Origin of the sequence: Streptomyces sp. NBC_00335, assembly GCF_036127095.1 — a bacterium.
GTDB lineage: Bacteria > Actinomycetota > Actinomycetes > Streptomycetales > Streptomycetaceae > Streptomyces.
On sequence record NZ_CP108006.1, the window covers coordinates 3,088,474 to 3,102,122 of the forward strand.

Consider the following 13,649-nt stretch of genomic DNA (forward strand, 5'->3'; position numbering starts at 1 on the left):
GCCGCCCGGCTAGGCTCTCTGGCCTTTGCCGGGCGGCGCCAACTCACCTTCCCGCTATGGGCGTTTTACCTGCTTTGCGGCCCGTGCGGGCCGGCCGGGGGCCCTACAGGTTCTCCAGCATTTCGGTGACCAGCGCGGCGATCGGGGAACGCTCCGAACGGGTCAGCGTGACGTGCGCGAAGAGCGGATGCCCCTTCAGTTTCTCGACCACGGCGACGACTCCGTCGTACCGGCCGACCCTCAGGTTGTCCCGCTGGGCCACGTCATGGGTGAGGACCACCCGCGAATTGGCCCCGATACGGGACAGAACGGTCAGCAGGACATTGCGCTCCAGCGACTGCGCCTCGTCCACGATCACGAACGCGTCGTGCAGCGAGCGGCCGCGGATGTGCGTGAGCGGCAGGACCTCCAGCATCCCGCGGTTGAGCACCTCCTCGATGACCGCGCGCCCGGCGACCGCCGAGAGGGTGTCGAACACCGCCTGGGCCCACGGGCTCATCTTCTCGTTGGCGTCGCCGGGGAGGTAGCCGAGGTCCTGGCCGCCGACCGCGTACAGCGGCCGGAAGACCATCACCTTCTGGTGCTGCCTGCGCTCCAGTACGGCCTCCAGCCCCGCGCACAGCGCCAGGGCCGACTTTCCGGTGCCGGCCCGGCCGCCCATCGAGATGATCCCGATCTCGGGGTCGAGCAGGAGGTCGAGCGCGATCCGCTGCTCGGCGCTGCGGCCGTGCAGCCCGAAGGCCTCGCGGTCGCCCCGCACGAGCTTCACGTTGCCGTCGGCCGTGACCCGGCCGAGGGCCTTGCCGCGCTCGGACTGGAGGACCAGCCCGGTGTGCACGGGAAGTTCCGCGGCCTCCGGTACGTAGAGCCGCTCCTCGGAGAAGAGGAGGTCCACCTGCTCCCCGGAGAGTGCCAGCTCGCTCATGCCGGTCCAGCCGGCATCGGTGATCGCGAGCTCCGCGCGGTACTCCTCGGCGATCAGCCCCACGGAGGAGGCCTTGATGCGCAGGGGGAGATCCTTCGAGACGACCGTGACGTCGTAGCCCTCGGCCTGGAGGTTGCGTGCGACCGCGAGGATCCGCGAATCGTTGTCCCCCAGCCTGAAACCGGCGGGCAGGACGCTCTGATCGGAGTGGTTGAGCTCGACGCGCAGGGTGCCGCCCAGATCGCCCAGCGGGATGGGTGCGTCGAGGCGTCCGTAGCGAACCCGGAAGTCGTCGAGCAGGCGCAGGGCCTGGCGGGCGAAGTAGCCGAGTTCGGGATGGTGCCTCTTTGCCTCCAGCTCGGTGATCACCACGATCGGGAGCACTACCTCGTGCTCGTCGAACCGGGAGATCGCGTTGGGGTCTGCCAGCAGGACGCTGGTGTCGAGGACGTAGGTCCGCCTGTCGGGCAGGCGGCTCTTTGTGCTGGTCACCACGGAAGGACGTACCCCCTCGGAAGAGGTCGGGCCATGAAGACCGGACCGGTCATCGGCACCCCTGCGCGGGCCGACTTCCGGCCCTCCACTCCGTCCGTGCGAACCGCACGTGCGTCCTGGTGCAAAGGGCCTCCCGGGCGGACGACCCCATGCCGTCCGCTGAGACTCGACACCCGTGGATCGGGCGTCGACCTGCAAGGGATATTCCCCGAATGGGTCCAGCCATGCCATGGCATATGACGGACGCTCGGTGAATCCCTGGTGAAGGCCTCGCGCGGAGGGTTCCCGGGGGCGGGAAGGGCGTACGGGAACACGGGTACGGCGCGCCACGGAGGAGTCCGGGCGCGCCGTGAGGTGGCTGTGAGATGCCGGGGGCACATTAGAGACCCGCAGGTCAGGTGCCGTACGGACACCCTGCCGGGCGGATCAGGTGCCGTAGCGCCGGTGGCGGGCGGCGTAGTCGCGCAGGGCGCGCAGGAAGTCGACCTTGCGGAAAGCCGGCCAGAAGACTTCGCAGAAGTAGTACTCGGAGTGCGCGCTCTGCCACAGCATGAATCCGGACAGCCGCTGCTCTCCGCTGGTGCGGATCACCAGGTCCGGGTCGGGCTGGCCGCGCGTGTAGAGGTGCTCCGCGATGTGCTCGATGTCGAGGATCTCGGCGAGCTCCTCGAAGGAGGTGCCCTTCGAGGCGTGCTCCAGCAGGAGCGAGCGGACCGCGTCGGCGATCTCCTGGCGGCCGCCGTAGCCGACCGCGACGTTGACGAGTATCCCGTCGACGTTGCGGGTGGCCTCCATGGCCTCCTTCAGGACGCTCTGGGTCCCGGCGGGCAGGATGTCGAGGTTGCCGACGTGGTGGACGCGCCAGCGGCCGTCGGCGGCGAGGCCCCGGACGGTGTTCTCGATGATGTTGAGCAGCGGGCGGAGCTCGACCTCGGGCCGGTCCAGGTTGTCCGTGGAGAGCATCCACAGGGTGACGACCTCGACGTCCGTCTCGGTGCACCAGCCCAGCATCTCGGAGATCTTGTCGGCGCCGGCCTGGTGGCCCTGCACCGTCGTGCCTCCGGACGCCTTCGCCCAGCGCCGGTTCCCGTCCAGGATCACGCCGATGTGCTTGGGCGTCTCGTCATGGTCGATGCGGCCTTCCACCCGGCGTGCGTAGAGCCTGTACACAGGACGGCGTACCAGGTCGCGCAGCTTCACGATCTTCCAGCCCCTCCGAGCGATACCCCCGTGCGGAATGCGATGGTCCCCCCAAGTCCGCCACAGACCGCCACATTACTGCGGAGAGGGATCCGGCACCCAACTCGGTCCTGTCACAAGTCCGTGATAGGGAGGACAACGTGACTGAAAACAATCCCTATCGGGCAGAGCCCTCGCGCTACGACTCCATGGAGTACCGGCGCACCGGCCGCAGCGGCCTCAAGCTCCCCGCGATCTCCCTCGGCCTCTGGCACAACTTCGGCGACGACGCGTCCCTGGTGTCCCAGCGGGCGATCCTGCGCCGGGCCTTCGACCTCGGCGTCACCCACTTCGACCTGGCGAACAACTACGGCCCGCCCCCCGGCTCGGCCGAGCTCAACTTCGGCAAGATCTTCGCGCAGGACTTCGCGTCCCACCGCGAGGAGCTGGTCCTCTCCACCAAGGCCGGCTACCTCATGCACGAGGGCCCGTACGGCGAATGGGGCAGCCGCAAGTACCTGCTCGGCTCGCTGGACGCCTCGCTGAAGCGGATGGGCGTCGACTACGTCGACATCTTCTACTCGCACCGCTTCGACCCGGAGACCCCGCTGGAGGAGACCATGGGCGCACTGGCGTCCGCGGTCCAGCAGGGCAAGGCGCTCTACGTGGGCGTGTCCTCGTACACCGCGGAGCAGACGGCGGAGGCGGCGCGGCTGCTGAAGGAGATGGGGATCCGTCCCCTCATCCACCAGCCCTCGTACTCCATGATCAACCGCTGGACGGAGGACGACGGCCTGCTGGACACCCTGGAGGAGGCCGGCATGGGCTGCATCTCCTTCGTGCCGCTCGCGCAGGGGCTGCTTACGGGCAAGTACCTCAAGGGCATTCCTGAGGGCTCGCGGGCCACCCAGGGCAAGTCCCTCAACCCGGACCTGCTGTCGGACGAGGTCGTGCGCCGGCTGAACGGGCTGAACGAGATCGCGGCGCGGCGCGGGCAGACGCTGGCTCAGCTCGCGCTGAACTGGGTGCTGCGGGACGAGCGGATGACCTCGGCGCTGATCGGCGCGTCGAGCGTCAAGCAGCTCGAAGAAAACGTGGCTTCCCTGTCCGGCGCACCGCTCTCGGAGCAGGAGTTGAAGGAGATCGATTCCTTCGCGGTCTCCACCCCCGGCGCCAACATTTGGGCCCAGCGGGGCTGACCTGCGCCTTTGCCCGGCGCTGCTCCGGCAGTGCACGGAGACAAAAAACGGGCCGGTCCGTGGGGGGGGATACGGACCGGCCCGAGGGGGGGTTCCACCATAACCCTTCGTAAAGCCTGCTGCGTGCATCACCGCGACACGATTACGCTCCGGAGCCGTCCGGGAGCACTCCGCAGAGCCGGAACACCCCCACAACCCTTGCGGCGCCCGGCCTGAGCCCGTACGGACCAACCCGCGGGCTTCCCTCCCCAGGGGGACCCCGTCGGGTGCGCCGCCTTGACGCCGAAGCCCGGGTCGGGAAGCGGATCCGGCCCTAGGGTGGCCCCCATGGGGAAGAGGGAGCGGTGGCGTGACGGCGGGGGCACGCTCTACGTCGACCGGGGGGCGGCGCCGGGAATGCCCGCGGGGCACGCGGAGCCGCCGGAGGGGCCACCGGAGCCCCTGGAGGGGCTCCTGGGGGTGCCCGTGGAGGTGCCCGTGGAGGTGGCCGCCTCCTACCGGGCCCGCACGCGCGGCCTGCTCGGGCGGGACGGCATCGAGGGCGCGATGCTCCTGACCCCCGCGTCGAGCGTGCACACCTTCCGGATGCGCTTCCCCATCGACGTGGCCCACCTCGACCGCAGGCTCACGGTCATCGCGCTGACCACCATGGCCCCCGGCCGGCTCGGCCTCCCCCGGCTGCGCGCCCGTCACGTCCTGGAGGCCGAGGCCGGCGCCATGGCCGCCTGGGGCCTGCGCGTCGGCTCCCCGCTCCGGGTCCGTCTCACCACGCGCTAGGCGCGCACCCACACCGGCGGTAGGTTGGGGCGGTTGAGCTGGGGTGTGGCAGGGGAGCGGCATGACCGAGAACGCGCGCGTCAAAGCGCTGGAGCAGATCATGCCGGCGACCCACGGAGCCGACGAGGACATCGACTGGCAGGCGGCCGAGGCCACCTGGGGCAGCCGGTTCCCCGCCGATTTCATCGCCTTCATGGGCCGCTTCGGCGCGGGCTCGATCAACGGCGAGGCGAGCGTGCTGCTTCCGCTGCCCAAGCCCGGACTCCAGTGGGACCCGGCGCAGATGGCGGAGGAGACGGCCAACGCCCGCCAGGTCTGGGAGGCGGAGGGCGGCCGGGCCGCCTTCGACGTGGACCCGGAGTCGATCCTCGCCTGGGGCGTCACCGGCGGCTCCGACATCCTGTGCTGGCTGACGACCGACCCCGACCCGGACCGCTGGCCCGTCCTGGTGGTCGGCCGGCACACCGCCGACTCCTTCGCGGTGTACCCGTACGGCATGGCCGAGTTCCTCTACCTGCTGTGCTCCGACGAGTTCGACGTGAGCCCGGTCAGCATCACCTTCTGGGACGGCGGCCACCTCAGCTTCGTGCACTGGCGCAAGGCCCAGCGCCGCTGGCAGGAGGGGCGCAACCCCGAAACGGGCGAGCCCGATCCGTACGCGGGCGACTTCGCGGACTGAGACACCGCCCGCTCCCCCTCCCCACCGTTCCCTCCCGCCCGTTTCCCGCCACTCCCGCCCGTTTCGTCGCGCCCCGTGGCCGGAAACGGGCTTTTTGGCATGTCTACGCGCGTCCGGATTGTTGATCACATATCGGAAAACACCATTCGGAATTGCCACACTTGGAGCATTGAACACAAGTACCGACCCAATGGAACCAACCACCCTCCCTCAGGAGAGAATTCCGGCCAACGGGCCACTGAGGGACAGCACAGCCCGGAGTAACTCATAAGTAATAACGCGACTCAAAAGAAAACCAGGGGAACCCACCCGTGCGACGAAGAATCTTCGGCGCGGCCGCCACCACGGTCGTGCTCGGTCTGCTGATACCGCTGGCCGGCTGCGGCAGCTCCGGCGGAAGCGCTGATGACAGCGGTACGCTCCGCCTCGTCGCCGCCGAATACGGCGACGCCTCGGCCAACAGCAGTTCCAAGGCTTTCTGGGACAAGGTGACGGCTGATTTCACCGCCTCGAACCCCGGCATCAAGGTCCAGGTGGAGCTCCTGCCATGGGCCGACATCGACCGGGAAGTCTCCCGCATGGTCAAGGCCGGCAACGCCCCGGACATGGCCCTCATGGGCGGCTACTCGGACTTCGCGGCGCAGGGCAAGCTCTATTCCGCGCCCGAACTCCTCTCGGTTTCCGCCGAGGCGAACTTCCTGCAGCCCCTCTCCGACGCCGGCTCCGTCCGCAACACCCTCTACGGCCTGCCCTTCGTGGCGAGCAGCCGTCTCCTCTTCTACAACGAGAAGCTGCTCACCGACGCCGGGGTCATCCCGAAGGACTCCAAGAACGGCTGGCAGCCCAAGACCTGGCTGGACCTGAAGGCCGCCGCCACGGCGCTCAAGGCCGAGGGCGTCAAGACCCCGTTCGCCATGCCCCTGGGCCCGGAGGAGGCCCACGCCGAGGCGATGATCTGGGAGCTCACCAACGGCGGCGGCTACGCCGACAGCAGCGGCAACTACAGCCTGGCCTCCGAGCAGAACATCCTGACCTTCAAGTGGATCAAGGAGAACCTGGTCACCCCCGGGCTGCTCGGTCCCGTTCCGCCGTCCAAGCTCAACCGGGCCGACGCCTTCGCCGCCTTCACGCGCGGCGAGGTCGGCATGCTGAACGGCTACCCCCAGCTCGCCCACGAGGCGCGCGCCAAGGGGATCACCGTCGGCGCCGTCGCGATGCCCGCCTCGGACATGCTGAACACCGGGGAGGTCCCGCCGAACGTGGGCGTGGCCGACTGGATGATGGCCTTCAAGCAGAACGGCCACCGCGAGGAGATCGGCAAGTTCCTGGAGTTCGTCTACCGGGACAAGAACCTGTCGGACTTCGCCGGCCGCTACCACCTGCTGCCGTCCACGGTCTCGGCTTCCCGCACGATGGCCGGGAGCTCGGGCATGGACAAGAACGACCAGCAGTTCCTGAACGCCCTGCGCGGTGCGCAGCTCTACCCGGTCAACAACCCGTCCTGGGTGGTCATCAGTGACACCATCAAGCGCAACATCGGCCGCGCCGTGGACCCCGGCGGCGACCCGAAGACCGTCCTGGAGGAGATCGCCTCCAAGGCGAACGAGGTCGAGAAGGCCCGCTGACGCGCCGACGCGCGGCCGCGCCGACGTGGAAATACCCCCGAACGCCCCTGCCGAAAGGGACCTTCGCCCCCTGCCGCGCCCCACCCCGCGCGGCATCATGGCTGGTACGGCCTTGATCCAAGGCCCAGGCCCAGTCGCCCGCGAGCGCCCACAAGGCGCGCGGGGCGGCCGGCCCACCTCCTGCACCCGCCCCTCCGACCGTGCGGCTCGGCTGGATCGCCTAGCTCGCGCCCTGGTTCTTCGGGGTGAAGGCCGTGCGGTACTGCTCGCAGCTGGAGTCCCACGGCAGGGACCCGGTGAGGGTGCCGTAGCCGGTGCGGGTCACCGACCATTCCACCGTGTACTTCCCGGTGTCACACGTGATGCGCTTGCCGCCCGCGATCTTCGTACGGCCCGTCGCGGGCCGGTCCTTGAGCTCCTGGTGCACCCGCGCCACCTCCGCGCTCCGGGCGTTGCGCAGGACGGCGTGCAGGACGAACACCTGCTTGCCGTCCTTCGTCGTCAGCAGCTTCTTGACCCCCTGCGAATCCGACACCGACCACGCGAACTCGTACCCGGGCTCCCAGGCCAGGGTGCTCGGGTCGCCGACCTTGCGCTCGTACTCCTCGGCGCCCTTGGGGCCGGGGCGGGTGACGGTCTTGTACTGGATGCCGGGGTGGAAGCGGAACTGCGCCTCGACCTTGTGCATGTCGTCCTTGGTCCACATCGACTTCATCTTCCCCTCCCCTCCGCTCGGGTCCTGGAGGTAGGACGCGCCGCCCGCGGCGGTGGCCGCGCCGCCCGAAAGGGCCGGGGCGAGGGCCGCCGCGGCGGCGGCGAGGACGAGGGCGGCGGTGCGGGTGCGGTTCATGCCCGGACCAACGGGCCCCTCCGGCGGGCCGGAACGACGCCGGGCGCCCTTTCACCCGTACGGGATCCGGCCGGGCGGGGGTGGACGCGCGCTACGCCCGGGCGGTCTCGAAGCGGCTGATCCGGACGGCGCGTCAGGCGCCGGCTCCGGGTCAGGCGCTGGGGCCGGTGACCACGGGGAAGCCGGTGGGGCGGCCCTGCTCCTTCAGCCAGGCCAGGACCTGGTCGAGGGCCTCGACGCTCTGGGTGCGGTCGCCGCCGCCGTCGTGGAAGAGGACGGTCGGGCCGTTGCCGATCTCGGCCTTGACGGTGCCGACGATCGCGGCCACGCCCGGCTTGCTGAAGTCCTTGGTGTCGACGTTCCAGCCGAGCGGGCGCATGCCGTTGGCCGCTGCCAGGGCCCGGCTCTCGGGGGTGAACGCGCCGCCGGGGGCCCGGTAGTACTCCACCTTGGCCCCGCCGCCCGCGGCGTCCTCGATCTGCTTCTTCGCGTCGAGGATCTGCTGCTGCTGGTAGGCGAGGGGCTTCTTGTCCATCCCGGTGTTGTGGTCCATGGTGTGGTCGCAGAGCCGGTGGCCGCCCGCGACGACCTTCTTGACCAGGTCGGGGTGCTCCTTGGCCTGCGGTCCGATCATGCAGAAGACCGCCTTCACGTCGTACTTCTTCAGTACGTCCAGCACCTTCGGGGTCCACTTGGGGTCGGGCCCGTCGTCGATGGTGATGTTGACCGCGTCGCCGCCGCTCTCCGACGCGTGGGCTATGCCCTCCGGAACCTGCCCGCCCGGCTTCCCGGGCGCCTGCGGCTCGGCGTCGCCGCCGCCCTTCGCGGGGTCGTCGGCCTGCCTCTGCCGGGAGACGTTCTGGTGGTTGGTGTCGTGGCCCGGGTCGACGAGCGCCGTCACCCCCCACGCGGTCGCGGCCACCGCCGCCACCGCTCCGGCGACGGCGATCCGTGCCTTCGTGCTCCGCATCCGCGTGTGCGTCATGAACCCCATGTGCTGTCTCAACTCCCCATATCGACGTCCACCGTGTGAGCTCGCACTGGTCAGGACGTCGGTCGTGGATGCGGGGTTCCAGTCGAATGACCCATAAATTCCGGGTTGCATGACTTTGGTCCTTGATCGTCCCGAATTCCGTCCCGACTGAAACCGAGGACGATCGGACCGCCTCATACCGGACATCCCGGCCCCAATGCCCGGGCTCTAGCCGGAGGTTCCCCTACCCATGCGCAAGGCAGCAATCACTCCCGTCTTCACTCTGCTCACGCTGCTCGCCCTGTCCGTGACGGCGTGCGGGGGCGGCGGGGGCGGGGACTCGGAGCAGGCCTCGCGGCCGCCGGCCGAGCTGAGCCTCGTACCGGCTGACGGGGCGAAGGACGTCAAGCCGGACCAGCCGCTGACGGCGCGCGTGAACAACGGCGCGCTGAAGGCGCTGACCGTGACCGGACCCGACGGGAAGCCGGTGGAGGGCACGTTCGAGGACGGAGCCGGCGGAGCCGACGGAGCTGACGGGGCGTTCACGCCGAAGGACGGCCTGGCGGTGGACACCGAGTACAAGGTGAGCGCGACGACCGCCTCACCGGACGGCAAGGAGACCACGTCCGCATCCTCCTTCCGCACCCTCGCTCCCTCCGAGGGCCAGACGGAAACGGTGACCGTACTCCCCTCGGCCAAGACGACGGTGGGCGTGGGCCAGCCGCTCTCCCTCACCTTCGACCACAAGATAAAGAACAAGGCCGGAATCGAGCGGCGGCTGAAGGTGACCACGAACAACGGCACCGAGGGCTCGTGGGGCTGGCTGACGGAGACCCTCACCGGCAAGGACCGCGTGGACTGGCGCCCGAAGGAGTACTGGAAGCCGGGCACCCAGGTGACCCTGGAAGCCCCCCTGTCGGGGGTGGACACGGGGTCCGGCCGCTACCTGACGAGGTCGTACTCGACCTCCGCCACCATCGGCAGGAGCCAGATCGCCAAGGTGGACATCACCGCCCACGAACTGACCCTGGAGCGCGACGGCCGGGTGGTGAAGTCCCTCCCGATCACGGCGGGCGACCCGGCGAAGACCCCGACGTGGAGCGGAAAGATGCTCCTCATGGCCAAGGAGGGAAGGATCAAGATGACGGCCGGCTCGGTCGGCCTGACCGGCTACGACCAGTGGGTCGACAAATCGATGCGCATGACGGTCTCGGGCACGTTCGCGCACCAGGCGGAATGGGCGGAGAGCTACATCGGCTCGGCGAACAGGAGCCACGGCTGCATCGGCATGAAAACCGCGGACGCCACGTGGTTCTACGCCCAAGCCCAGATCGGCGACGTCTTCGACGTAACGGGCGGCAAGGAAACGGTCTCCGCCGCCAACGGCTTCGGCGAGTGGAACCTCTCCTGGGAACAATGGCAAAAGCACTCGGCCCTGAAGTAGCCCACCGATCTCCCTCCAGCCCCGCCGGCCCTCTCCAGCCCCGCCGGCGTTTGAGGCGCGGGGTCCGGGGCGGAGCCCCGCGTCCTCCAGCCCCGCCGGCGTTTGAGGCGCGGGTCCGGGCGGAGCCCGGTTTCGGGAAGGGGCGGGGTGGGGGAAGGCCCCGCGCAGCGGCCCACCCACCCAGGGCCGACAGCCGACGCCCCACCCCACCCGGGGTACGCCGATGGGCCCGGCCCGGAGGATCCGTAGATCCACCGCGCCGGGCCCACCCACCAACCCACGCGAGAGCAACTCAGTGCACGACAGCCGCCTCCGGCGCGACCTCACCCTTGGCCGAGCCACCAGCCGGCCCCGCCGGCCCAGCCGGCCCCGCCGGCCCCGCGCCCCGCAGCGGCACCTCCTTGACGAACCACGCAGCGGCGAAGCCCAGTACCGCAATCCCGGCCCCCAGCAGGAACGCCGAGTGCGTACCGGCAGCCACCGCGTGCTGATAGGCCTCCCGCACGACATCCGGCAGCTTCGCCAGACTCGCCGCGTCCAGCTGCGCGGAGCCCGCCGCGGTCGCGGCCTCGGGGCCGAGCCGGTCGGTCATCGTGCTGGTGACCTGACTGGTGAACAGGGAGCCCATCAGCGCCACGCCGAAGGAGCCGCCGAGCGTACGGAACAGGGTCGCCGAGGAGGACGCGACGCCCATGTCCTTCATGTCGACGCTGTTCTGCGCGACCAGCATCGTGATCTGCATCAGGAAGCCGAGGCCGGCGCCGAGGACGGCCATGTACACGCCGGACATCAGACGGCTCGTCCCGGTGTCCATGGTGGCGAGCAGGAAGAGCCCGGCGACCATGAGCCCGCCGCCGATGATCGGGAAGATCTTGTACTTGCCGCTGTTGGTGGTGATCCGGCCCGCGATCAGCGAGACGACCATCATCGAGAGCAGCATCGGCAGGAGCAGCAGGCCGGAGTTGGTGGCCGAGGCGCCCTGGACCGACTGCTGGAAGAGCGGCAGGTACAGCACGCCGCCGAACATCGCGAAGCCGACCAGGAAGCCGATCACGGACATCAGGGTGAAGTTGCGGCTGCGGAAGATGTGCAGCGGCATGACCGGGTCGGCGGCCTTGGTCTCGGCGTAGAGGAAGCCGGCGATGGACAGGACACCGACGACGATCAGGCCGATGATCTCGGTGGAGCCCCACGCGTACTCGGTGCCGCCCCAGGTGGTGACGAGGACCGTGGAGGTGATGCCGACGGTCAGCAGGGCCGCGCCGAGGTAGTCGATCTTGGGGCGCTCCGCCCCGTGCGTCTTCTTCGGGAGGTGCAGCACCGCCGTGACCATGGCCAGGGCGACGACACCGAGCGGAAGGTTGATGTAGAAGGACCAGCGCCAGCCCCAGTGGTCCGTGATGGTGCCGCCGACCAGCGGTCCGCCGATCATGGCGAGGGCCATCACGCCGGCCATCATGCCCTGGTACTTGCCGCGCTCGCGGGGCGGGATCAGGTCGCCGATGATCGCCATGACGCCGACCATCAGACCGCCGGCACCGAGGCCCTGGATCGCGCGGAAGCCGATGAGCTGCCCCATGTCCTGGGCCATGCCGCTGAGCGCGGAGCCGATCAGGAAGATGACGATCGAGGTGAGGAAGGAGCCCTTCCGCCCGTACATGTCGCCGATCTTGCCCCAGATGGGAGTGGAGGCGGCGGTGGCCAGGGTGTAGGCGGTGACGACCCAGGAGAGGTGCTCCAGGCCGCCGAGCTCGCCGACGATCGTGGGCATGGCCGTGCCGATGATCATGTTGTCGAGCATGGCCAGCAGCATCGCGATCATGAGTGCCATCAGGACGACCCGCACGCTGCGCGGCTTCACCTCCTCCGAGGCGTCCGCGTTCTTCTTGATCTCCACCATGATCCACTCCCCTGGCGCATGCGAACCGGCCCTGGGACTTACTTGCCGACCGGCTAGTTGACTACACTGGGGAAGGTAGACCCGTAACTAGCCGGGCGTCAAGTAAGTAAGTCAGGGGAGAGTCATGTCCAGCAGCAGTCCGCAGCAGCGCCGCGGCGACACGCGGCAGCGCATCCAGGACATCGCACTGGAACTCTTCGCCGAGCAGGGGTACGAGAAGACCTCGCTCCGCGAGATCGCGGAGCGGCTGGGGGTCACGAAGGCGGCGCTGTACTACCACTTCAAGACCAAGGAAGACATCATCATCAGCCTGTTCGAAGACCTGACCCGGCCGATCGACGAGCTGATCCAGTGGGCGGAGGAGCAGCCGCGCACGCTGGAGATGAAGCGGGAGGTCCTGCGCCGCTACAGCGAGGCGATGGCGGGCGGCGCCTCCCTGTACCGCTTCATGCAGGAGAACCAGGCTTCGCTGCGGGAGCTGAGCATCGGCGAGACGGTGAAGAAGCGCCTCTTCGCCCTGGTGGACCTGCTCCGGACCGGCCAGGAGGACGCCCCGCTGACCGACCAAGTGCGGTGCGTGAGCGCCCTGTTCACCCTGCACGCGGGGATGATGTTCCTCCAGCACGTGGAGGGGGACCCCGAGGAGACCCGTCAGGCCGCCCTGGAGGTCGCGACGGACCTGATCACCCAGGCCCACCAGCAGGCCTAGCCCGCCCCTTTCGGATCGTGCCGGTCAGCCCCGCGGGCTCGCCCGGCGGATCACGGGCCGGACCGGGGCGAGGGCCGGCCAGCGCCCTCATCATGTTGACCGCCACCGGCAGACGGTGCTGGAGTCGGCACGTGGACAGCATCCCCGCCAACCGGCGGCTCTGGAACCGGATCAGCAGCGCCTACCAGCACGAGCACGACCCCCAAATCGGCGCCACGCCCCGGCTGTGGGGCATGTACTCGATCCCCGACGCGCGCCTGCACGCCCTGGGCGACGTCACGGGCAAGCGCGTCCTCGAACTCGGCTGCGGCGCCGGCCAGTGGTCCAGGGCTCTCGCCGCCGAGGGCGCCACCGTCGTCGGGCTCGACCTGTCCGAAGCCCAACTCGCCGCAGCGGCCGGTGCGATGGGAGCGGCCCGCTACCCACTGGTGCAAGGCGCCGCCGAACGGCTCCCCTTCGCCGCCGACAGCTTCGACCTGGTGTTCTGCGACTTCGGCGGGCTCAGCTGGGCACCCCCGCACCTGGCCGTCCCGCAGGCCGCACGCGTCCTGCGCCGCGGTGGGCGCCTGGTGTTCAACGTCGCCAGTCCGTGGTTCGAAGCCTGCTACGACGAAGCCGCCGGCCGCGTGACCACGACGCTGCAGAAGGACTACTTCGGGCTGAACGCCATCGCGGAAGAAGACGGCGCGGTCAGCTATCAGCTCACCTACGGCGACTGGGTCAGGGTCCTGCGCGGCGCGGGTCTCGTCATCGACGACCTCACCGAGCCGCGGCCCGCCCCCGGAACACCGAACGGCTACAACGAAACCGATCCGCCCGACTGGGGACACCGCTGGCCGGCGGAACTGCTCTGGGTAACCCACAAACCGTAAGTTCCGTTCGATCCCTCGATTC

The 13,649-nt window shown here is 69.5% G+C and carries 12 protein-coding genes; 7 read left to right on the forward strand and 5 right to left on the reverse strand.

Translation table 11 applies throughout. The features are described 5' to 3' along the window. Nucleotides 1-103 precede the first annotated feature (103 nt). Nucleotides 104-1,420 (reverse strand): PhoH family protein, encoded by a 1,317-nt coding sequence (locus tag OHA37_RS13555; RefSeq protein ID WP_266904977.1) that lies wholly within the window; start codon nucleotides 1,418-1,420, stop codon nucleotides 104-106. A 426-nt stretch (nucleotides 1,421-1,846) separates the two neighbouring features. Further along, nucleotides 1,847-2,620, reverse strand: coding sequence for an isoprenyl transferase (locus tag OHA37_RS13560; RefSeq protein WP_266904979.1), 774 nt, complete (start codon nucleotides 2,618-2,620; stop codon nucleotides 1,847-1,849). A 140-nt stretch (nucleotides 2,621-2,760) separates the two neighbouring features. Here OHA37_RS13560 and mgrA point away from each other — a divergent pair, with 140 nt between their 5' ends. The 4 genes from mgrA to OHA37_RS13580 all read left to right on the forward strand — a co-directional run bounded on the left by mgrA (nucleotide 2,761) and on the right by OHA37_RS13580 (nucleotide 6,879). Further along, entirely contained in the window at nucleotides 2,761-3,798 is a 1,038-nt protein-coding gene (gene mgrA / locus OHA37_RS13565) for an L-glyceraldehyde 3-phosphate reductase (protein ID WP_266904981.1), read from the forward strand. Nucleotides 3,799-4,125: 327 nt separating this feature from the next. Then, on the forward strand, nucleotides 4,126-4,575 hold the full coding sequence (locus OHA37_RS13570; RefSeq protein WP_266904983.1) for a DUF192 domain-containing protein: 450 nt from the start codon (nucleotides 4,126-4,128) through the stop codon (nucleotides 4,573-4,575). A 61-nt stretch (nucleotides 4,576-4,636) separates the two neighbouring features. Further along, nucleotides 4,637-5,254: an SMI1/KNR4 family protein gene (locus OHA37_RS13575; RefSeq protein ID WP_266904985.1), complete on the forward strand. Its 618-nt coding sequence runs from the start codon at nucleotides 4,637-4,639 to the stop codon at nucleotides 5,252-5,254. A gap of 311 nt (nucleotides 5,255-5,565) precedes the next feature. Then, nucleotides 5,566-6,879, forward strand: a complete 1,314-nt coding sequence (locus OHA37_RS13580) for an extracellular solute-binding protein (protein WP_266904987.1) — start codon at nucleotides 5,566-5,568, stop codon at nucleotides 6,877-6,879. A 220-nt stretch (nucleotides 6,880-7,099) separates the two neighbouring features. Here the strand turns inward: OHA37_RS13580 and OHA37_RS13585 are convergent, their stop codons facing one another. Then, nucleotides 7,100-7,729: a hypothetical protein gene (locus tag OHA37_RS13585; protein WP_266904989.1), complete on the reverse strand. Its 630-nt coding sequence runs from the start codon at nucleotides 7,727-7,729 to the stop codon at nucleotides 7,100-7,102. A 151-nt stretch (nucleotides 7,730-7,880) separates the two neighbouring features. Next, the gene (locus OHA37_RS13590) at nucleotides 7,881-8,714 is read right to left on the reverse strand and encodes a polysaccharide deacetylase family protein (protein ID WP_266904990.1); all 834 of its coding nucleotides are present in this window, start codon (nucleotides 8,712-8,714) and stop codon (nucleotides 7,881-7,883) included. A 238-nt stretch (nucleotides 8,715-8,952) separates the two neighbouring features. Between OHA37_RS13590 and OHA37_RS13595 the strand changes: the two genes are divergently transcribed. Continuing rightward, nucleotides 8,953-10,146, forward strand: a complete 1,194-nt coding sequence (locus OHA37_RS13595) for a L,D-transpeptidase family protein (RefSeq protein ID WP_266904992.1) — start codon at nucleotides 8,953-8,955, stop codon at nucleotides 10,144-10,146. Between the two features lie 292 nt (nucleotides 10,147-10,438). On the opposite strand, the gene OHA37_RS13600 is transcribed toward OHA37_RS13595, so the two are convergent. Next, nucleotides 10,439-12,046: an MDR family MFS transporter gene (locus OHA37_RS13600; protein ID WP_266904994.1), complete on the reverse strand. Its 1,608-nt coding sequence runs from the start codon at nucleotides 12,044-12,046 to the stop codon at nucleotides 10,439-10,441. A gap of 124 nt (nucleotides 12,047-12,170) precedes the next feature. Here OHA37_RS13600 and OHA37_RS13605 point away from each other — a divergent pair, with 124 nt between their 5' ends. Both OHA37_RS13605 and OHA37_RS13610 read left to right on the forward strand, forming a co-directional pair. Beyond that, the gene (locus tag OHA37_RS13605) at nucleotides 12,171-12,755 is read left to right on the forward strand and encodes a TetR/AcrR family transcriptional regulator (RefSeq protein WP_266904996.1); all 585 of its coding nucleotides are present in this window, start codon (nucleotides 12,171-12,173) and stop codon (nucleotides 12,753-12,755) included. 131 nt (nucleotides 12,756-12,886) lie between these two features. Next, nucleotides 12,887-13,627 (forward strand): class I SAM-dependent methyltransferase, encoded by a 741-nt coding sequence (locus OHA37_RS13610; protein WP_266904998.1) that lies wholly within the window; start codon nucleotides 12,887-12,889, stop codon nucleotides 13,625-13,627. The last annotated feature ends 22 nt before the right edge of the window (nucleotides 13,628-13,649 follow it).